Genomic DNA, 19,792 nt, shown 5'->3' with positions numbered 1-19,792 from the left:
TTCGCCGCCGCCGGCTCAGGCCGGCTGACCGGCGCGGCGCGCGCCCAGCCAGCTGCGGGTGTAGAACACGCCGATCGCGGTCAGCGCCAGCGCCTGGGCGCCGAGGCTGAGGGCGTCGGGGTGCACGCCCAGCCAGTCGATCTCGACGAAGCGCAGCGGATGCAGGCTGAGCACGCCGGCTTCCTGCAGGGCGGCGACGCCCTGGCCGGCGAACACCACCGACAATACGCAGAGCAACACGGCGTTGGCGCCGAAGAAGGTGGCCAGCGGCAGCCGGCGCGAACCGCGCAGGATCACCCAGGCGAGGCCGACCAGCAGCGCCAGGGCGGCGCCGGCACCGGCGAGCACCATGCCGTGGCCGGCCGGACCGGCCTGCAGCCAGAGGGTCTCGTAGAACAGGATGACCTCGAACAGCTCGCGGTACACCGAGAAGAACGCCAGCACGGCGAAGCCCAGACGCCCGCTGCTGCCGACCAGGCTGCTGTTGATGTAATCCTGCCAGGCCACGGCGTGCCGGCGGTCGTGCATCCACACGCCGACCCACAGCACCACCACGCTGGCGAACAGCGCGGTGAAGCCTTCGAGCAATTCGCGCTGGGCACCGCTGACCTCCAGCACGTAGGAAGCCAGCGCCCAGGTGGCCACCCCGGCCAGCAGGGCCAGTCCCCAGCCGAGGTGCACGCTGCGCGTCGCCGCCTCCTGGCCGGTGTTGCGCAGGTAGGCGAGGATCGCCGCCAGCACCAGGATCGCCTCGACACCCTCGCGCAGCAGGATCAGCAGGCTGGAGAAGAAGCTCAGCGAGCCCGACAGCCCGTCGCCGCCGAGCAGCTTGGCGCAGCGCGCCAGCTCGCTCTTGGCGGCTTCCAGGCGCTGCGCCTGCTGGACGACCGGCAGGCCCTCCTGCAGGCCCTGGCGGTAGGCCATCAGCGCCCGCTCGGTGGCCTTGCGCTGCTCGGCGGCGATGTTGTCCAGCGCACTCTCGACCAACTCGAAGCCTTCCAGGTAGGCGGCGACCGCCAGGTCGTAGGCCTGGTCGCGCTGGCCGTCGCGGTAGGCGGCCAGGCTCTGCTCGAGGGTGTCGCGGGCGAAGTCGATCAGCTGCTGCGGGTCGCGCTGCGGCTGCGGCGGCGCCGCACGCTGGGCGCGGAAGGCGGCCAGCGCCACCGCCCCCTGCGGCGCTACCTGCTGTGGCGCCTGGCCGGCCAGTTGCTCGAGGCTGAAGCTCGGCCCGCCGGCCACGGCGGGGGCGGCGCTGAAACCGGCGATGTGGCTGGCCAGGTCCCAGCGCGCCCGCTCGTCCAGCTCGCTGGCGAAGGCCGGCATGTCGGTGCCTTCGACGCCCAGGCCGATGCTGTTGTACAGGTCGTAGAGGCTCAGGCGATCCATGCGCGCGGCGTCGCGCATGTTCGCCGGCGGCGGCTCGAGGCCGACCCCGGCCGGGCCGTCGCCGAGCCCGCTGGCGCCGTGGCAGACGCTGCAATGCTGGGCGAACAGCGCAGCGCCGCGGGCCGGGTCGGGCGTTATGCGCGGGGTCAGGCTGATCTCATAGGCCGCCACCAGGTCGGCGGCCAGGCGGCGCGCCGCACCGGCCACCTCGGCCCCGTCGCGGCGCTGGCGGATGCTGTCGCCGAGGCCGGCGACGCCCTGCACCAGACGGTCCTTGCCGGCATTGGCCGGTAGCGCGGCGACCAGGCCGGCCAGCACGCCGTGGAACTCCAACTGCTCCTGGTATTCGCCGCTGTCGACCACCACGCCGTTGGCCACCGTGGCCGGATAGTCGGCGCCCAGATAGCTGAGCAGATGCAGGGCCTGGGCGGCGCCCTCGGGCTCGGCCTGCGCCATCACGCTGAACAACGCCAGCACGGGCCATAGCAGGGCGAGCAGGAATCGCTTGCGGGTAATCATGAGTGAATCCCAAATGAGAACAAATTCCATTAGGCTTTTACGCCTCATCGCGGCCTCACTCAAGGGTCGCCCCGGTCAGCGGCCGCGACAATTCGCCGCATGCGGTCACGAAATCCGCTCGCGATCGCGCGAACTAGAGCCATCGCGGCCTCATGCCCTCAGCCGAGAGCCGGGCATCCACGCGGCGCACAGGCGCCTTACGCGCTGCACTCGCCCTGCGGCTGTGACTGCACGGCAAGGCGGCGTGGCCACCGGGCCGCAGGGCACGGATTGACACTCAGGCCGGGGCGCGGCGCACCAGCGACAACAGCCCGGCGGCGGCGACGAACAGTCCGGCGAAGGTGCGGTTGAGCAGGCGCTGCTGACGCGGCGTGGCCAGCAGGCGCAGCACGCGGGCGGCCAGGCCGGTGTAGCCGGCCATCACCACCAGGTCGACGGCGACCATGGTCGCCGTCATCGCCAGGTACTGGGCGAGCAGCGGCCGCGCCGGGTCGAGGAACTGCGGCAGCACGGCGAGAATGAAGACGATCGCCTTCGGGTTGCTGGCGTTGACCACGAAGCCGCGCAGCACCAGGGTCAGCGGTCGGCCCAGCGGGCGTACGGCGTTCCCGGCGGTCAGCGCGCCGACCGGGGCGAACCACTGCTTCCAGCCCAGGTAGGCCAGGTAGGCGACGCCGAACCACTTGATCGCGGCGAAGGCCGGTTCGGAGGTGGCGAGGATCGCGCCGACGCCGGCGGCGACGACGGCGATCTGCAGAACCAGCGCCAGCTGCAGACCGATGGCGTTCCAGTAGCCGCGGCGGAAGCCGTAGTTGAGGCCGCTGGACATCGAGGCGATGGCGCCGGCGCCGGGCGACAGGCTGATCACCCAGCAGGCGGCGAAGAAGGCAAGCCAGGTGTCCAGGCTCATGGGGCATTCTCCGAAGGCAGATGGCAGAAACGACGCCGGCCCATGACGGGCCGGCGCGGGTACAGCATGGCAGAGCGGCGGGCCTCAGCCCGGCGTCACTCAGTCCGGCAGATCCTTGTGCAGCTTGACCGGCTCGTTGAGCTTGCGCTTCATCGCGGTGCGCATGCGGATGTTGAGCGCTTCCACCGCCAGCGAGAAGGCCATGGCGAAGTACACGTAGCCCTTGGGCACATGCTGGCCGAACGCCTCGGCGACCAGCAGGGTGCCGACCACGATCAGGAACGACAGGGCGAGGATCTTCAGCGACGGGTGGCGCTCGATGAAGTCGCTGATGGTACCGGCGGCCATCATCATCACCAGCACGGCGATGATGATCGCGGCGACCATCACCGGCACGTTCTGCACCAGGCCGACGGCGGTGATCACCGAGTCCAGCGAGAAGATGATGTCGATCACCGCGATCTGCAGGATCACGCCGATGAAGTTGGCCTTCTTCGAAGAGCTCTGCTGGGCCTCGTCCACCTCGCCCTCGAGGCTGCCCCAGATCTCCATGGTGCTCTTGAACAGCAGGAACAGGCCGCCGAAGAACAGGATCAGGTCACGCCCGGACACCGGGTGCTCGAGCACGCTGAACAGCGGCTCGGTGAGGCGCATCACCCAGGTGATCGACAGCAGCAGCAGGATGCGCGTGCCCATCGCCAGCGCCAGGCCGAAGAAGCGGGTCTTGGCCTGCAGCTCCTTGGGCATGCGACCGACCAGGATCGAGATGAAGATGATGTTGTCGATGCCCAGTACGATCTCCAGGGCGGTCAGGGTAAGGAAAGCAACCCAGATTTCCGGGTTCGTCAGCCATTCCATGATGGTTCAGGTCTCATTGTGGGAAGGGATGGTTAATGTTCGGTCCCGCGCCAACGACGCACGACCTTCTGGAAAAATAGACTGTTGGGAATCTGCACCAGGGCGCCGGTACCGGCCTCGGCGTCTTCCTCCAGCGTGGTGTAGAGCAGGTTGATGGCGATCACCCGGCCCTTGGCGCCGGGCTTGTCGGCGGCCTCGATGACTTCCACCCGGTCGCCCAGACGGAACGGACCGACGGTGAAGATCAGCACCGCGCAGAACAGGTTGGATAGCACGCTCCAGATGGCGAAGAATGCCACCGCGGCGACCGCGACGAATCCGGAAAACGCCGCCCACAGCACCCCCGCCGACACGCCCAGGTGCTCCAGCGCCAGCAGCAGCGCGCTGCCCATGACCAGCCAGCGCAGGGCGCCGCGCAGCGGCATCAGCAATTCGGCCGGCAGCTGCTGATAGCGCCGGCCCACCCGGCTCAGCGCACGCGCAACCAGACGCTGCAGCACATAGCCGGCGAGCAGGATCAGCAACACCTGCACGCCGAGCAGCAGGGTGCCGCTCCAGGCGCCCAACCACTGCGCCAGCCAGGCCGTCACGCCGCGCCCCCCAATTCGGCTTCCAACGCCTCGAGCTCCTCGAGAGCCTGCAGCCAGGCCTCCTCCAGCTCGGCCTCACGACTCTTGAGCGTGGCCTGCTCGGCCAGCAGGGTACGCAGCTCGTCCTTGCGCGCCGCCTCGTAGAGGGCGCTGTCGCCCAGACGGGTTTCCAGCGCGGCCAGTTTCTCGTGCACGCCGCCGAGTTCCTTTTCCAGCTTCTCGGCGGCCTTCTTGCGCGGCGCCAGCTGCTGGCGCAGGGCGGCGGCGGCCTGGCGCTGGGCGCGCTTGTCGGTCTTGTCGGCGCCCGGAGCGGCCTCTGCCACCGGCTGCTGGCGGGCGCGATAGTCGACCAGCCAGCGGCTGTAGTCGTCGAGATCGCCGTCGAAGGCCTGCACGCGGCCGTCGGCGACCAGCAGGAACTCGTCGGTGGTGCTCTTGAGCAGGTGGCGATCGTGGGAGACCACCAGCACCGCGCCGTGGAAGTCCTGCAGGGCCAGGGTCAGCGCCAGACGCATCTCCAGATCGAGGTGGTTGGTCGGCTCGTCGAGCAGCAGCAGGTTGGGCTTCTGCCAGGCGATCAGCGCCAGCGCCAGGCGTGCCTTCTCGCCGCCGGAGAAGTTGGTCACCACCTCGTCGCAGCGCGGACCGCGGAAGTCGAAGCCGCCGAGGAAGTCGCGCAGGATCTGCTCGCGCTCGCTCGGGGCGATGCGCTGCAGGTGCAGCAGCGGGCTGGCCTGGGGATCCAGCGAGTCCAGCTGGTGCTGGGCGAAGTAGCCGACGGCGAGGTTCTCGCCGCGGGTCAGGCGGCCGGCCAGCGGCTCGAGCTCGCCGGCCAGGGTCTTGATCAGGGTCGACTTGCCGGCGCCATTGGGGCCGAGCAGGCCGATGCGCGCACCGGGCACCAGTTGCAGCTTGACCTTGTCGAGCACGGCCTTGGCGCCGTAGCCGAGGCGGCCCTCAGTGACGTCGAGCAGGGGGCTGGAGACCTTGTCGGCCTCGCGGAAACCGAAGCTGAACGGCGAGTCGATGTGCGCCGGCGCCAGCTCCTCGAGGCGCTCCAGGGCCTTGATGCGGCTCTGCGCCTGGCGCGCCTTGGAAGCCTTCGCCTTGAAGCGGCGGATGAAGTCCTCCATATGCGCGCGCTGCGCCTGCTGCTTCTCGAAGGCCTGCTGCTGCTGGGCCAGACGCTCGGCGCGGGTGCGCTCGAAGGCCGAATAGCCGCCGCGATAGAGGGTCAGTTTCTGCTGTTCCAGGTGCACCACGTGGTCGACCACCGCGTCGAGGAAGTCGCGGTCATGGGAGATCAGCAGCAGGGTGCCGGGATAGCCTTTCAGCCAGCTTTCCAGCCAGAGGATGGCGTCGAGGTCGAGGTGGTTGGTCGGCTCGTCGAGCAGCAGCAGCTCGGACGGGCACATCAGCGCCTGGGCCAGGTTGAGGCGCATCCGCCAGCCGCCGGAGAAGTCGCCGACCGCGCGCTCCATCTGCTCGGCGGTGAAGCCGAGGCCGGCCAGCAGTTTGCGCGCGCGCGCGTCGGCGTCGTAGCCGGAGGCCACGTCCAGGTCGTGGTGCAGCTGGGCGATGGCCGCGCCGTCGTGGCGCGCCTCGGCCGCGACCAGTTCGCGCTGGATGCGGCGCAGGTTGCCGTCGCCGTCCAGCACGTAGTCCACCGCGCGGCGCTCGAGGGTGTCGACCTCCTGGCGCATGTGGGCGATGCGCCAGTCCGCCGGCAGCAGGCAGTCGCCGCCGTCGGCATGCAGCTCGCCGCGCAGCAGGGCGAACAGCGAGGACTTGCCGGCGCCGTTGGCGCCGATCAGGCCGACCTTCTGGCCGGGATGCAGGGTCAGGTCGGCGCCATCGAGCAGGCGCTGCGGCCCGCGCTGCAGGATAAGATTCTGGATTCGGATCATGATCGTGGGACTGGTTCGGCGGTGGCGAAGTTTATCAGCTTCGCCCGCCCCTCGCCCGGAGGCTGCATGACGCAATCGTTATGGGATTTTTCCGTGGCGCTCTACGCCCGTCCCAGGGTGGCCGGGCTGTGCCTGGCCCTGCAGGACGAGGCCGGCGCCGACGTCTGTCTGCTGCTCGCCGCGCTGTGGCTGGAACGGCGTGGAGTGGCCGCCAGCCCCGCGCGCGTCGCCCGGCTCGAGGAGCTGGCGCGTCCCTGGCAGGCTACGGTGACGACACCGTTGCGCGGGCTGCGCCGGGCCTGGAAGGACGCCGCGCAAGGCGACGCTGTGCTGGCCGAACTACGCGGCCAATTGGCGGCGCTGGAGCTGCAGGCCGAACGGCGGTTGCTGGAGCGCCTGCAGGGCCTGAGCGCCGACTGGGCGGTTGCATCCGAAGGGAGAGCCGGAAACTGGCTGGAGGCGCTGGCCGCCACCTGGCCATCGGTATCGGCCGAGCACCGCGCCGCGCTGCAGCAACTGCGCAGCGCGGCGACGGAGCTGACTCAACCCTGAGCGGCGGGCTCGCCGGCGGGCTGTTCCGCACCGCTGACACTGGATGCGGGCGGGTTCGCCGCCGGTTTGGCAGCGGCCGGCTTGCGCGGGGCGCGGGTGGTCGCCGGCTTGCCGGCCTTGGCCGCCGGAGTGACGGCTTTGTCGGCCGGCTTGGCGGCGCTCGCCGGAGCGCGTTTGGCCGCGGGTTTGCTCGCCGGCTTGGCAGCGGCCGGAGTTGTGGCCTTGGCCGCGACCGGAGCCGCAGACTTGGCCGCCGCCGGTTTGGCTGCGGCCGGAGTCGCAGTCCTGGCCGCCGGCTTGACCGTGGTCGAAGTGGCAGGCTTGGCCGCCGGTTTGGCTGCAGCGGAAGCGCTGGCCTTGTCCGATGTTGCCGAGGGCGCCGACTTGGTCGCGGACGTGCGCCGCGTGCGCGGCGCGGTGGCGGTCTTGGCCGTGGGCGGTGGTGTGCCGCGCGCCCGGCGCGGCGCCTTGGGAGCGACGCCACCGGCCTCGCGATGGGCCAGCAGCTGGCCGACGGTTTCCTTGACCTTGCCGATGCCTTGGGCCAGGTTCAGGCTTTCCTCGGCATCCGCCTTGAGACGCAGGATGTATTCGCGGGTTTCGCTCTGGCGCTGCTTGAGGGTGTCGAGGACTTCCTCCAGGTCGGCAATGCTGGTTCGCGCCTTGGCCTGGGCCTTCGCCTTGCCGGCAGCGGCGGCGGTCTCGAGACGGGCGCTGGCCTTGTGCAGCTTGTCCTGGGCCTTGCCGCGCTGCTTCTCCAGCTTGGCCAGCACTTTCTCGGCATCCACCAAGGCCTCGCTGCAGGCCTCCTCCAGATGCTCCAGCAAGCTGTGGGACAGTTGCTGCAACAGATGCAGCGGAGTGGTGACCGGCTTATTCCTGGTTGCCATGCATACGCCTCCCGGCTATGTGGTGTGAAACCATACTAGCCCCGCGGCAATGGCACCGCTAGAACGATGCGTGCCGCGGCGAGGGAGGTCAGCCGGATTCTGTCGCCTGCCCGGTGTGCACGTTGTGCAGCACTTCGATCAGGCAGTCCTCCAGCTCGAAGCGCTGGTGCAGCAGTTGGCCGAGGCGCTGCAACTCGCGACCGAAGCCGACGGTATCGCGGCAGTCGCCGTTGTCGCAGCGGTCGTTGAAGTCGAGCACCGCGAGGGTGCTGGCCTCGATCTGCGGATAGACCTGGGCGGCGAGCGCCAGGGCGGGCTGGTCGCCGAAGGCGTGAGCCTCGCCGAGCAGCTGTTCGTAGATTTCGAAATGACCGGCGGAGACGTAGTCCATCAGTTGGGCACAGAAACCTTCCAGTTCCGGCCCGGCGCCCTGGGGACGACTGTGCAGGAGCTGATAGGCACTGACCAGCTGGTGGCGGTCCTGCAACCAGCGATCCAGCAGCTGGTGCACACCGCCCCAGCGTTCCTGGGCGTTGCGGCAATTCTCGAGCATGCTACACCTCGCTTCCCGCGTCGGATGTGTTGTTATGCGCAAGGGACGCGATGCCACCAGGCATCGACGGCTGGCACGGGCGTGGGTCACGCGGCGACATCCCGGGCTGCCGGTGCCGGCCAGACTATGCTGGCCATCTACCGCCAGCAAGCCGTGGCCGGGAAATTTTTGATACGGGTGTTTGAGGCGATTCTCAGTCGCGCCGCAGCAGCTGCAGCAGCGCCAGCGCCGCCAGTCCGGCGAAGGCCAGCAGACTCCACTCCGGGATGCTCAGGCCGAGCAGGGTCCAGGTCACCTCGGCGCAGTCGGCGGTACCGTGCAGCACCGCACGCACGATGTCCTGGAACGGCAGCGCCTCCATCATGTACTCGAGGCTCGGCAGGCAAGCCGGCAGCTGGTCCGCCGGCAAGCCCTGCAGCCAGACCTGGCGGCCGGCGGTGGCGATGCCGGCCGCGGCGAACAGCAGGCTGAAGAACGCATAGACGCGCCGGCCGCGGCGCTGCGGGCCGTGAATCGCCGCGGCCAGGCCGATCAGGCCGACGGCGATGAATTCGATGCGCTGCACCACGCACAGCGGGCAAGGCTCCAGGCCGTCGACATGCTCCAGGTACAGGCCGAAGGCCAGCAGCCCGGCGCAGAACAGGAAGGCAACGAGATTCAACAGGCGGGGATTGGCCAGCGACATGGCGGCTCCGGTAGCGGGAACGAAGGGGCGTTACGGTAGAGGAAAGCCGGGCGGCCTTTCAAGGCCGCTCGGCAGAGCTGCTGCACCGCTTGTCAAGGGAGTAGCGACAATCGTCACTTCCGCTCGGCAGTCGGTTGCGGCAAGACCGGCAGGGTGGCGCCGAACAGCCCCAGGCCGTCCTGCAGCAGGTGGTTGCTGCGCTCCAGCTCGCCAAGCCGGGCGAGCAGGCGGGCCAGCTCGCCATAGGTCTCGACGCGCCGTTCGAGGCGCAGGCTGTGCTCGAAATAGTCGCGCGCCTTGCCCCACAACTGATTGCGCAGGGCCAGGCGGCCGAGGGCGAGCAGCAGGCCGGGGTGTTCCGGCTGCGCCTTCAGCCAGGCCTCGGCAGTGGCCAGCTGGCGCGCCGGATCGCGGCCCTGGGCGCAACCGTAGAGTTCGACCAGACGGGCATCGAAGTGGCGCTTGAGACCGCCGCGCAACGCCTCCTCGGCCTCCGCCTCGGCGCCCAGGCGCATCAGCTGCTCGGCGTAGGCCGCCAGCGGCGCCGGGCTCTGCCGCTGCGCCTGGGGCAGTTGCTGCCAGGCCTGCTGCAGGGCCGCCAGGCCCTGCTCGGCGGCACGCGCCAGCTGGGCGCGGCGGACGCGCTGCTCGAGCGCGTCCAGTTCGGCGTCGTTGAGCAGCTTGTGGCGACGCAATTCGGGCAGCAGCTCGCCGAGCGCCGCCCAGTTCTCCAGACGCACGTACAGCTCCTGCAGCAGGCGCAGCGCATGGGGGTTGTGCGCCTGCTGCTCGCGCACCGCTCCCAGCGTCGCCACCGCTTCGGCGTCGGCGCCACGCGCCATCAGCAGCTGCGCGCGGGCCAGGGCGATGGCCACGGCGGCCTTCGGCTCGCGCTCGCGGGCCTGGTCGAGCAGCTGTTCGGCGCTGGCGTGCTCGCCCAGTTCGCTGGCCGCGCGCGCCGCCGCCAGGTAGCTGACCAGCGGCTGCTGGCCGTGCTCGGCGGCACGGCGCAGCAGGCGCAGGGCACGCGACCAGCGCCCGGCGGCCAGCTCGAGCAGACCGCGCTCGGCGGCCAGTTGGCCGCGGCGCCGGCGGTTGCGCCGCGACCAGGGGTTGACCAGGCGTCCCGAGGCGCCCATCAGGCCGAGCAGCAGACGCACCCCGAACAGCAGCGCCCACAGTCCGAGGCCGACGGCGAGGAACACCCAGAAGGTGGACTCGTAGCGGAAGCCCTTGTAGGCGATCAGCACGTAGCCGGCCTGGTCGGCGATCGCCAGGCCGAGCAGCGCGGCGGCGAGGATGACCAGCAGGAACAGCAGGAAGGTGCGGCTCATTGCCCCTCCTCCACCGCCGGCTCACCGGCTGCGGGCGCGGCTTCGGGGCGGCTCGCCGGCACGGCCTCTGCCGGAGCGGGCGAGCCGGCCGGTTGCTGGCGCCCCGTCGCCGCCTCCAGCGCGGCGCGCTCGCGCTGGGCGAGGTAGGCCTGCAGGGCGTTGAGCGCCGGGGCCAGGTCGGGCAGCTCCTGGGCCACCGGCTGGTCGGCGAGCTCGCCGAGGCGGTCGTGCAACGCCTGGTTCTCCGGGGTATCCAGGCCGAAGTAGCGCTGCACCAGGGCCCGGCCCTGCTCCAGGGCGCTACGGTAGACCTGCGGCTGGCCGTTGAGCACCGCCCACTGCGCCTGCTCCAGAGCCAGGCGCAGGGCCAGGCGCAATTGCTCGAGGGTCTCCCCGGCGAGCAGCGGCTTGACCTCGTCGGTAGCGGTGAACTCCAGGCGTACGAAGCCGCTGAGGTGTCGCCACCACTCGGCCCAGCGGCTGGCACCGTCGCCCTCGGCGACCCGGGCGGCGGCCGGCAGGTTGTCGCCCTGCGGCGGCTGGAATTCGGGACGCCGGGTATTCAGCCGCGACGCCTGCTCGCCGAGCGCAGTCAACTGCAGGAACACCCCGGAGCGGTCGAGTACCGGCAGACGGCGCAGCGCTTCCAGAGCGTCCACCACCCGCTCGCGGGCGGCGAAGGCGGCCGGATCGTCGTGGTCGCGCAGGATCTGGTCGGCGGCGGCGACCAGGAAGCGCGCGCTGGCGACGTCCTGCAGCGCCGACAGGCGCAGGCTGGCCAGGCGCAGCAGGTGCTCGGCCTCGGCCAGGCGCCACTCCTGGCGGCTGGCGCCCAGCACGCGGTCGACGCGCTCGCTGAGCTGCTGCTGGCCGAGCTGCAGGTCGGCGACCAGCCGGCGGCGCTCTTCCAGCTCGGCCGGCGACGGCAGCTGGGCGAGCTGGTGGCTCATCACCAGATCGCGCTCGGCCAGGCCCATGGACTGGCTGCGCGCCTCCTCCAGGCGGCGCTCCTGCTGCACATCGACATCATGCAGCGCGCGTACCTGCCACAGGCTCCAGGCGCCCGCCAGCAGGCCGCCGGCCCCCAGCAGCAAGGCCAGGACGGAAAGCGCCCGGCCGCTGCCGTGCGCGCGAGGCGGCCCCGGCGGCGCGACGGCAGCCGGAGTGGATGCGGGTTCGGTTTGCGGGGCGGGATCGATCACGTCGGCATCCTTCTGGTCGATTGGCGCGGCCGGCAACTCGGCGTCGGCCGGTCTCAGCGCGGCATGCTTCCCGCCTCGCGGGTCAGACATGCCAGCAGGGCCGCGGCGCTGGCGCCGCGGCAGTCACGTATATCGGTGGCCCCGGCCTCGGCGGCCAGTGCGGCGACCCGCGGGCTGGGCACGAACAGCGGCAGGCGCGCCAGTCCCGACCAGTCGGCGCCGGCCAGGCGCTGCAGATTGGCCAGTCCCTCGCCGCTGCTGACCACCAGGCCATTCAGCGCGTGCTCGCGCACCGCGGCGGCCAGCGCACCGGCGGGATACTCCGGCAGGCGGCGGCGGTACAGGGAAAGATAGTCGACGGCCACCCCTTGCTCGCGCAAGCGTTCGGCGAGCCAGTCGCGACCGCCCTCGCCGCGCAGGATCAGCAGCCGCGGATTGGGCACCGCGAGCGCCTGTTGCAGCTGCGGCAGGGCGAGCAGCGCTTCGCTGTCGTCGCCGTCCTCCGGCCAGCAGGCGTCCAGCCCGTAGGCGTCGAGCAGGGCGCCGGTGGCGGCGCCCACGGCGAACCAGCGCTGGCGCATCGGCGGTTGCGGCCAGTAGCGGTCGAGGAGGGCCAGCCCCAGGCGCGCCGCCGGCTTGCTGACCACCACTACCGCGCTGTAGCGGTCGAGATCGAGAAACAGGCTGCGCTGCTCGGGCGTCTCGGCCAGCGCCTCGAGCTCCAGCAGCGGCAGGCAATGGCCGAACACGCCGTGCTCGGCGAGGGTCTGCGCCAGTGCGGCGCAGTCCTCGGCCGGACGGGTCAGCAGCAGGCGCCAGTCGCTCACGGTTGTTCGACCGCTTCGCCGTAGACTGCGGCAAGGATGCGGTCGGCACCCTGCGCCAGCAGCGCCTCGGCCACCTGCACGCCGAGCGTCTCGGCTGCCGCGCGCGGCGCGCGGGCCTCGGCGCGCAGCAGCGCGCCGCCGTCGGGCTGGCCGACCAGGCCGCGCAGCCACAGGTTCTCGCCCTCGAGCAGCGCGTAGCAGGCGATCGGCACCTGGCAGCCGCCGTTGAGGCGCTTGTTCAGCGCGCGCTCGGCGTTGACCCGGTCGGCGGTGTCGGCGTGATGCAGCGGAGCCAGCAGCGCGTGCACCTCGGCATCGGCCGTGCGGCACTCGATGCCCACCGCGCCCTGGCCGCCGGCTGGCAGGCTGTCCTCGGCGCTGATGAAGGCGCGGATGCGCGCCTCGAAGCCGAGGCGGATCAGCCCGGCAGCAGCGAGGATGATGGCGTCGTACTCGCCGGCGTCCAGCTTGGCCAGGCGGGTGTTCACGTTGCCGCGCAGGAACTGGATCTTCAGGTCGGGACGGCGGGCCAGCAGCTGGGCCTGGCGGCGCAGGCTGGAGGTGCCGACCACGCTGCCGGCGGGCAGCGCGTCGAGGCTTGCGAAGCTGTTGGAAACGAAGGCGTCGCGCGGGTCCTCGCGCTCGCAGATGCAGTACAGGCCGAGCCCCTCGGGGAAGTCCATCGGCACGTCCTTCATCGAATGCACGGCGATGTCGGCCTCGTTCTCCAGCAGGGCGGTTTCCAGCTCCTTGACGAACAGACCCTTGCCGCCGATCTTCGCCAGAGGCGCGTCGAGCAGCTTGTCGCCGCGGCTGACCATCGGCACCAGGGTCACCACCAGACCGGGATGGGCCGCCTCCAGGCGGGCCTTGACGTACTCGGCCTGCCACAGGGCGAGGGCACTCTTGCGGGTGGCAATGCGGATTTCGCGGGACATGGGCAATTCCGGATGCAGGGGGATTGCCGCGATGATAACAGGCTCGGCGCGGCGGCTGGACCGGCCACCGGCAAGGAAAGGCGTCGCCGGGTCAGTCGGCGTCGCCTGTGGCCATCACAGCTCGTTCATCAGCTTGCGCACGCCGGCCACGTGGCGACGGCTGACGATCAGCGCCTCGTCGCCCAGACCGCGCAGGTAGATCTGGAAATGCCCGAGCGGCGTGCGCTGCAGGCGCTCGATGCGCGTGCGGGCCACCAGCGCGTTGCGGTGGATGCGCACGAAGCGCTCGCCGAACTCGTCCTCCAGCGCCTTGAGCGGCTCGTCGAGCAGCACCTCGCCGTGCTCGTGGCGCAGGGTCACGTACTTGTGATCGGCGATGAAGTAGATCACCTGCTCCAGCGGAATCAGGTCGATGCCCTTGCGGGTGCGCGCGCCGATGTGGCTGCGCGGCGGGGCATGCTCGGCGGCGGGACGGCCGAGGGCCGCCAGCTGCATGCGGTTGGGCCGCTCGGCCTTCTTCAGCGCCTCGACCAGCGCCTCCTGGCGCACCGGCTTGACCAGGTAGCCGACCGCGCTGACCTGGAAGGCCTCGAGGGCGAACTCGTCGTGCGCGGTGCAGAAGATCACCGCCGGCGGCGCCTCGCGCTCGCAGAGCTTGGCCGCCACCTGCAGGCCGTCGAGGCCGGGCATGCGAATGTCGAGCAGGACGATGTCGGGCTTGAGGCTGTCGATCAGCGCCAGTGCCTCCTCGCCATTGCCGGCCTGGGGCTCGAGCACCCGATAGCCGTCCAGCTGCCCGACCATTCGAGCCAGGCGTTCACGCGCAAGAGGTTCGTCGTCGACTATCAGGACATTCATGATGCTCTGGCTTCCTGCTTAGGTCTCGCACAAGCATAGCGTAGACAGGTGAAGTGCCGTCCGTCACGGCGCTCGATGCTCAGACTCGCATCTGGTCCGAAAAGTGCCGTCAGCCGCGCCTCGATGTTGCCCAACGCCAGGCGGGTGCCGCCCGACTCCGCGGCCTCCTGGGTCGCCAGCGGGTTGCTCACGCACAGGTGGAAGTGGCCGTCGGCATACTCGGCGCGCACTTCGACCAGGCCGCCGTCGATGCGCGGTTGCACGCCGTGGATGATGGCGTTCTCCAGCAGCGGCTGCAGGGTCAGCTGGGGAATCGGCAGGTCGTCCGGCACCCCGTCGATCCGCCAGTCCAGGCGCAGGCGCTCGCCCAGGCGGTAGCGCTCGATCGACAGGTAGCGCTGCGCCAGGGCCAGCTCGTCGCGCCAGGCGACCAGACTGCCGGGGCGTGCCAGGCTGGCGCGAAACAGGTCGGAGAGATCCAGCACCGCCTGCTCGGCCTTGTCCGGATCGATGGCGACCAGGCTGGCGATGCTGTTCAGGCTGTTGAACAGGAAATGCGGGCGGATGCGCGCCTGCAACGCTTCCAGACGCGCGCGCAGCTCGGCCTGCTGCTGGCGGCGCCACTGGCTCTGCAGCCAGAAGTAGCGCAGCACCAGGCCGGACATGATCAGCGCGATCAGCCCATGGCGCAGGTACAGGTTGAGCTGGCCCTCCAGCGGGCGCGGCGCGGCCAAGCCGAAATGACCGGCGGCCCAGGTGCAGGCCAGGGTCAGCGCCACTACCAGGCCGCCGCACAGCATGCCGGCCAGCGCCTGCGGCAGGCGCATCAGCCAGGGGCGCAGGCGGCACAGCGCCGCCGCCGAGAGCAGCACCAGCCACTGCACGAACAGCGAGGTCAGCGCCATGCGCACCCAGTCGAACGCCGGCTGCAGCGGCTCGGCCAGCACCAGCACCAGCACCAGCAGCTCGGCGAGCAGCACCAGGCTGAGCAGCGCCTCCGGGGTGCACAGCTCGGGCAGGAAAAAGTCGTCGGATGAGGCCGGCGGGCGGGTGCCGGTGGACCAGGGTGCGCGCATCGCACCAGTGTCGATGGCGACCGTTCGTCCGGCAAGCCGCCGCGCATGCGAGCGGTGACCTACGTCACCGAATGCCGCTGCCGGGTTTGGCCGGTCGACCTGCTATCATGCCCGCCACTTACCCCATCGACGCATGCACAGCACGAGACACCGATGAGCAGCGAAAAAACCAACCAGTCCTGGGGCGGCCGCTTCAGCGAGCCGGTCGACGCCTTCGTCGCCCGCTTCACCGCCTCCGTCGACTTCGACAAGCGCCTGTACCGCCACGACATCATGGGCTCGATCGCCCACGCCACCATGCTGGAACAGGCCGGCGTGCTGACCGTCGCCGAGCGCGACGCGATCATCGACGGCCTCAAGCAGATCCAGGCCGAGATCGAGGCCGGCAGCTTCGACTGGCGCGTCGACCTGGAAGACGTGCACATGAACATCGAGGCGCGGCTGACCGACCGCATCGGCATCACCGGCAAGAAGCTGCACACCGGCCGTAGCCGCAACGACCAGGTGGCCACCGACATCCGCCTGTGGCTGCGCGACGAGATCGACGTCATCCTCGCCGAGATCACCCGTCTGCAGCAGGGCCTGCTGGCCCAGGCCGAGCAGCACGCCGAAGTGATCATGCCCGGCTTCACCCACCTGCAGACCGCCCAGCCGGTGAGTTTCGGCCACCACCTCCTGGCCTGGTTCGAGATGCTGTCGCGCGACTACGAGCGCCTGGTCGACTGCCGCAAGCGCGTCAACCGCATGCCGCTGGGCTCCGCCGCGCTGGCCGGCACCACCTACCCGATCCAGCGCGAGATCACCTGCCAGCTGCTCGGCTTCGAGGCCATCGGCGGCAACTCGCTGGACGGCGTGTCGGACCGCGACTTCGCCATCGAATTCTGCGCCGCCGCCTCGCTGGCGATGATGCACCTGTCGCGCTTCTCCGAGGAGCTGGTGCTGTGGACTTCGGCGCAGTTCAACTTCATCGAGCTGCCCGACCGCTTCTGCACCGGCTCCTCGATCATGCCGCAGAAGAAGAACCCGGACGTCCCCGAGCTGGTGCGCGGCAAGAGCGGCCGCGTATTCGGCGCGCTGACCGGCCTGTTGACCCTGATGAAGGGCCAGCCGCTGGCCTACAACAAGGACAACCAGGAGGACAAGGAGCCGCTGTTCGACGCCGCCGACACCCTGCGCGACTCGCTGCGCGCCTTCGCCGACATGGTCCCGGCGATCAAGCCGCGCGTCGAGGTGATGCGCGAGGCCGCCCGCCGCGGCTTCTCCACCGCCACGGATCTTGCCGACTACCTGGTGCGCAAGGGCCTGCCGTTCCGCGACTGCCACGAGATCGTCGGCCACGCGGTGAAGTACGGCGTGCAGACCGGCAAGGATCTGGCCGAGATGAGCCTCGACGAGCTGCGCCAGTTCAGCGACCAGATCGCTGACGACGTATTCGCCGTGCTGACCCTGGAAGGCTCGGTCAACGCCCGCAACCATATCGGCGGCACCGCTCCGGCCCAGGTGCGCGCCGCCGTGGCGCGCGGCCAGGAACTGCTGGCCGCCCGCTGATCGCCCTCGCCTCCGGCCCCGCCCGTGCGGGGCGGAGGCTTGCGACCAACGAGCGCTTGCCCCACCCGCTCCCGGCGCGGTATGAAGGAGGCCACGGCCGCCCGGAATGCCCGCCATGCCCACCGACCGCCCGCGCTTTCGCGTCAGCGCCGACCGCCAGTCGGCACACCGGCGCGTGCGTTACGTCGAAACCAGCCGCCCCGACGAGGGCAGTTGCACCCTCTGCCGGCTGGATGAAGACCCTCCGCCGCCTCCCGACGAGTCCCCCGCCATGAGCGAACACCACGCCGAGGACGATGCCGTCTTCGCCGAACAGAAGCTGATCGAAGCCGTCGAAAACCAGATCGCCGCCGGCGAGCCGCCGGCCGCCCTGGCCACCCTCAACAAGCTGACCCTGGTCGGCTACGAACGCAGCGAGGCCGTGCGCCTGATGGCGCTGATCCTCGCCCACGAGATCGAGAACATGCTGGCCGCCAACCGCTCGTTCGACGGCGCCGGCTACGAAAGCATGCTGCGCGCCCTGCCCGAGCTGCCGGAGGCGCTGGGCGATAGCGAAGAAGAAGACGACGAATAACAACATCCCGCGGACGCCAGCGGCGCCCGCCCTGTCCTGCACTGGAGGCACCATGAACCTGACCCCCGAGCTGATCGCCGAACTGGAACTGCTCACCCTGTTCAACCCGGACAATTCCCAGGAGGGCCTCAAGATCCATCACGACGCGGCGCCGCAGAAGGTCGCCGCCGGCGAGCGCCTGCACGCCAAGGGTCTGATCACCAAAGCCGACGGCGGCTACCTGACCAGCCTCGGCCTCGACGCCACCGAGCAGCTGCGCACCGTACTGACCATTCTGCAGCCGGCCTGAGGGCCCGGTGGGCGGGCCGGGCGCCACACGGCGCCGGCCCGCCAGGCCACGTCCAAACCTCTCTCCCCGCATCGCGGCCCGCCGCCCCGGCTCGAACCGATACGAGCCTTGACTCCCCTGGCAACGCCAGTGGCGGGAAGCCGCCATGCGGCGCAGCTTCTCCCGGACAAGGACGTCCCCATGACTCGTGCTTCTCAGCTCATTCTCGTCGTGCTCGGCGCCGCCGTGCTGCTCGTCTCACTGGCGCTGATCTGGATCCGCGACGTGCCCCTGGACCGCCAGGCGAGCACCTGGGTGGCGGAGGCCCGCGCCCAGCAGAACCCCAGTGCCGGGCACCTCTACCTGCTGGGTCTGGATGCCGCCGCCGAACCGATGAGCGCCGGCCAGGCCCGCCTGGCCGAGTACCGGCAGTGGCGCGCCACGCATTCGCCTTTCGATGATTCGTTCCAGCCGGCGCCGCTGCGCCAGCTGGACATCCCCAAGCTCGCCGCACCGCACGACCAACCCAGCTGCCTGGAACCAGTGCGCAACGCGGCGCATCTGGAGCAAGGCCGGGAACTGCTGGCACGCTACCGACAGGCCGCGCGCCTCGCCGATCTGCGCCGCCTGATCGCCAGCGAGCTGGCGGAACCGTGGCCGAACTATGCCGCCCTGGTCGCCGGCAACCGCCTGCTGGCGCTGGAAGCCTGCCGGCTGCTGCTCGATGGCCAGCCCGAGCAGGCCCGGGCCCTGCTCGAGGAAGACCTCGGCCACTGGCGCCGGCACCTCGCCGCCTCCGACAGCCTGATCCAGAAGATGATCGTCGCCCAGCTGGTCGCCGGCGACATCGGCACTCTTGGCGCGCTGTACCAGCAGGCCCTGATCGAGCGGCCTTCGCCACAGCCCGCCCTGACGGCCGCCGAGCGCTCGCTGCAGAGCGCCATGCAGAGCGAGTTCGTCATGCAGGCCAACGGCTTCGCGGCGATGCGTGACGACCCCACCTTCATCACCGACAAGGGCCGCCTCGCCCTGCAGCTGCTGTACAAGCCGAACATGAGCAGTAACACCATCCTGCCCCACTACCTGCACATTGCCGCCGCCTCGCAGCTGACGGCGAGCGAGTTTGCCGGCTGGCTACGCGAGCAGCCGCAACCTCCGCTCCACCGGGACTGGCGCAACCCTATCGGCAATATATTGGCCGCCGTCGCCGGACCGGACCTGCGCCAGTACCTGGCGCGGTTGCATGACCTGGATGCACGCATCCAGCTCTTCAACCGCCTCAACACCCTGGCTCCCGGCTTCACCGCCGCGCAGGCGCTGAGCGCCACCGCCGAAGGCAATCCCTACGGCGCGGGGCCGGCCCGGCTGCTCGAGGCCAACCCGCCGCAGCTCTGCTATGACGGCCCGCTGGCCGACCCCAAGCACAGACGTTGCTTGCCGCTGCTCGGCCGCGCCGTACCGGCCACGATCGGATCCGCTTCGCGCTAGCGCCTTGCCCCAGAAACGACAAAGCCCGCGACCGATCATCGGTGCGGGCTGTTGCCGTACTCGTCGACCGATTTCAGCGCACCGCGCCGGCCGCCTCCGGCTGGTAGTCGACGCCGAGCAGGGTCAGTTGCAGGGCCTTGCCGCCCGGCACGGCCCAGTCGATGGTCTGCCCCACCGACAGGCCGAGCAGCGCGCAGCCGACCGGCGCCAGCACCGACACGGTGCCCTCGCCGCCCGCCTCGTGCGGGTAGACCAGGGTCAGGCGGTACTCCTTGCCGCTGGCTTCCTCGCGGCAGCGCGCGGTGGAGTTCATGGTCACCACGCCCGGCGGCACCTCGTCCAGACCGACCACCGCGGCGCGGCCCAGCTCGCGCTCCAGGGCCTCGGCGGTGGGTCCGAACTCCTCCAGGCTGTCCAGCAGGCGCTCCAGGCGCTGCAGGTCGAGACGGGTGATGGTGATGGGGGGCGACAGGCTCATGATGTCGGCAGGGCTCCTTGGCAGGTTGCGAAAAAGGAAAACCCCACCCGAACAGGCTGTGTGAAAACGTCGCGAACGTCAGCGAAGCAGGGCCGAAAGCGATGCCCGAGGGGGCGGCCGCTTTCAACGGCGCATCGCCAGACGCGGTGTCTTGACACAACCGGCGCAGGCGGGGTTTGCAACCGACCATACCACAGCAAGGCGAATAGACAAGCCGGTGCAGCCGTCTGGGCCCGGCGGCTCGCGCACAGGCAGGCGCCACGCACACTCCGCTTTCGGCCGCGGGGGCGGACCAGGCAGCGTGCCCACTCAGGGGTGGACACGATCACCAGCGACTGAGCCTTACGGCCT

Annotated in this window: 20 protein-coding genes; 5 read left to right on the top strand and 15 right to left on the bottom strand. The window is 70.4% G+C overall.

The window, feature by feature from the left end; genetic code table 11:
• Positions 1 to 15: 15 nt before the first annotated feature.
• From LMJ29_RS07495 to LMJ29_RS07475, 5 genes are all read right to left on the bottom strand, one after another.
• Positions 16 to 1,905, bottom strand: coding sequence for a cytochrome c/FTR1 family iron permease (locus LMJ29_RS07495; RefSeq protein ID WP_229604893.1), 1,890 nt, complete (start codon positions 1,903 to 1,905; stop codon positions 16 to 18).
• Between the two features lie 277 nt (positions 1,906 to 2,182).
• Positions 2,183 to 2,815, bottom strand: coding sequence for a LysE family transporter (locus LMJ29_RS07490; RefSeq protein WP_229604892.1), 633 nt, complete (start codon positions 2,813 to 2,815; stop codon positions 2,183 to 2,185).
• Positions 2,816 to 2,914: 99 nt separating this feature from the next.
• Complete coding sequence (locus LMJ29_RS07485) at positions 2,915 to 3,673, bottom strand: TerC family protein (RefSeq protein ID WP_229604891.1); 759 nt, start codon at positions 3,671 to 3,673, stop codon at positions 2,915 to 2,917.
• Between the two features lie 32 nt (positions 3,674 to 3,705).
• Positions 3,706 to 4,263, bottom strand: a complete 558-nt coding sequence (locus tag LMJ29_RS07480; RefSeq protein WP_229604890.1) for a mechanosensitive ion channel domain-containing protein — start codon at positions 4,261 to 4,263, stop codon at positions 3,706 to 3,708.
• Positions 4,260 to 6,170, bottom strand: a complete 1,911-nt coding sequence (locus tag LMJ29_RS07475) for an ATP-binding cassette domain-containing protein (RefSeq protein ID WP_229604889.1) — start codon at positions 6,168 to 6,170, stop codon at positions 4,260 to 4,262. Before LMJ29_RS07475 ends, LMJ29_RS07480 begins: the two co-directional genes overlap by 4 nt.
• Before the next feature lie 66 nt (positions 6,171 to 6,236).
• Here LMJ29_RS07475 and LMJ29_RS07470 point away from each other — a divergent pair, with 66 nt between their 5' ends.
• Positions 6,237 to 6,722, top strand: a complete 486-nt coding sequence (locus LMJ29_RS07470; protein WP_229604888.1) for a TIGR02444 family protein — start codon at positions 6,237 to 6,239, stop codon at positions 6,720 to 6,722.
• On the opposite strand, the gene LMJ29_RS07465 is transcribed toward LMJ29_RS07470, so the two are convergent.
• The 9 genes from LMJ29_RS07465 to LMJ29_RS07425 form a co-directional block, all read right to left on the bottom strand.
• A complete protein-coding gene (locus LMJ29_RS07465) occupies positions 6,713 to 7,612 on the bottom strand; it encodes an AlgP family protein (protein WP_229604887.1) in 900 nt (299 codons plus the stop codon). The two genes, LMJ29_RS07470 and LMJ29_RS07465, sit on opposite strands and share 10 nt — an antisense overlap.
• Before the next feature lie 88 nt (positions 7,613 to 7,700).
• Entirely contained in the window at positions 7,701 to 8,165 is a 465-nt protein-coding gene (gene rsd, locus LMJ29_RS07460; RefSeq protein ID WP_229604886.1) for a sigma D regulator, read from the bottom strand.
• 193 nt (positions 8,166 to 8,358) lie between these two features.
• Positions 8,359 to 8,850, bottom strand: a complete 492-nt coding sequence (locus LMJ29_RS07455) for a disulfide bond formation protein B (RefSeq protein WP_229604885.1) — start codon at positions 8,848 to 8,850, stop codon at positions 8,359 to 8,361.
• 113 nt (positions 8,851 to 8,963) lie between these two features.
• The gene (locus LMJ29_RS07450; protein WP_229604884.1) at positions 8,964 to 10,184 is read right to left on the bottom strand and encodes a heme biosynthesis HemY N-terminal domain-containing protein; all 1,221 of its coding nucleotides are present in this window, start codon (positions 10,182 to 10,184) and stop codon (positions 8,964 to 8,966) included.
• The gene (locus tag LMJ29_RS07445; RefSeq protein WP_229604883.1) at positions 10,181 to 11,386 is read right to left on the bottom strand and encodes a uroporphyrinogen-III C-methyltransferase; all 1,206 of its coding nucleotides are present in this window, start codon (positions 11,384 to 11,386) and stop codon (positions 10,181 to 10,183) included. Before LMJ29_RS07445 ends, LMJ29_RS07450 begins: the two co-directional genes overlap by 4 nt.
• Before the next feature lie 53 nt (positions 11,387 to 11,439).
• Positions 11,440 to 12,213 (bottom strand): uroporphyrinogen-III synthase, encoded by a 774-nt coding sequence (locus LMJ29_RS07440; protein WP_229604882.1) that lies wholly within the window; start codon positions 12,211 to 12,213, stop codon positions 11,440 to 11,442.
• Entirely contained in the window at positions 12,210 to 13,151 is a 942-nt protein-coding gene (gene hemC / locus LMJ29_RS07435) for a hydroxymethylbilane synthase (protein ID WP_229604881.1), read from the bottom strand. Before hemC ends, LMJ29_RS07440 begins: the two co-directional genes overlap by 4 nt.
• Before the next feature lie 114 nt (positions 13,152 to 13,265).
• Positions 13,266 to 14,009: a LytR/AlgR family response regulator transcription factor gene (locus LMJ29_RS07430; RefSeq protein ID WP_229604880.1), complete on the bottom strand. Its 744-nt coding sequence runs from the start codon at positions 14,007 to 14,009 to the stop codon at positions 13,266 to 13,268.
• Complete coding sequence (locus tag LMJ29_RS07425) at positions 14,006 to 15,085, bottom strand: sensor histidine kinase (protein WP_229604879.1); 1,080 nt, start codon at positions 15,083 to 15,085, stop codon at positions 14,006 to 14,008. Before LMJ29_RS07425 ends, LMJ29_RS07430 begins: the two co-directional genes overlap by 4 nt.
• Positions 15,086 to 15,238: 153 nt before the next feature.
• Between LMJ29_RS07425 and argH the strand changes: the two genes are divergently transcribed.
• From argH to LMJ29_RS07405, 4 genes are all read left to right on the top strand, one after another.
• Complete coding sequence (gene argH, locus LMJ29_RS07420) at positions 15,239 to 16,633, top strand: argininosuccinate lyase (RefSeq protein ID WP_229604878.1); 1,395 nt, start codon at positions 15,239 to 15,241, stop codon at positions 16,631 to 16,633.
• Positions 16,634 to 16,748: 115 nt separating this feature from the next.
• Positions 16,749 to 17,207: a hypothetical protein gene (locus LMJ29_RS07415; RefSeq protein ID WP_229604877.1), complete on the top strand. Its 459-nt coding sequence runs from the start codon at positions 16,749 to 16,751 to the stop codon at positions 17,205 to 17,207.
• A 52-nt stretch (positions 17,208 to 17,259) separates the two neighbouring features.
• The gene (locus LMJ29_RS07410; protein ID WP_229604876.1) at positions 17,260 to 17,496 is read left to right on the top strand and encodes a TIGR02647 family protein; all 237 of its coding nucleotides are present in this window, start codon (positions 17,260 to 17,262) and stop codon (positions 17,494 to 17,496) included.
• A gap of 180 nt (positions 17,497 to 17,676) precedes the next feature.
• Positions 17,677 to 18,963, top strand: a complete 1,287-nt coding sequence (locus LMJ29_RS07405) for a hypothetical protein (protein ID WP_229604875.1) — start codon at positions 17,677 to 17,679, stop codon at positions 18,961 to 18,963.
• Positions 18,964 to 19,036: 73 nt separating this feature from the next.
• Here LMJ29_RS07405 and rnk read toward each other — a convergent pair whose 3' ends face one another.
• Entirely contained in the window at positions 19,037 to 19,441 is a 405-nt protein-coding gene (gene rnk, locus LMJ29_RS07400) for a nucleoside diphosphate kinase regulator (protein WP_229604874.1), read from the bottom strand.
• Positions 19,442 to 19,792 lie beyond the last annotated feature (351 nt).

Source organism: Pseudomonas oryzagri (genome assembly GCF_020831405.1).
GTDB lineage: Bacteria > Pseudomonadota > Gammaproteobacteria > Pseudomonadales > Pseudomonadaceae > Geopseudomonas > Geopseudomonas oryzagri.
Note: the sequence above shows the minus strand (reverse complement) of the source record. Positions and strands in the feature narration are given on the sequence as shown.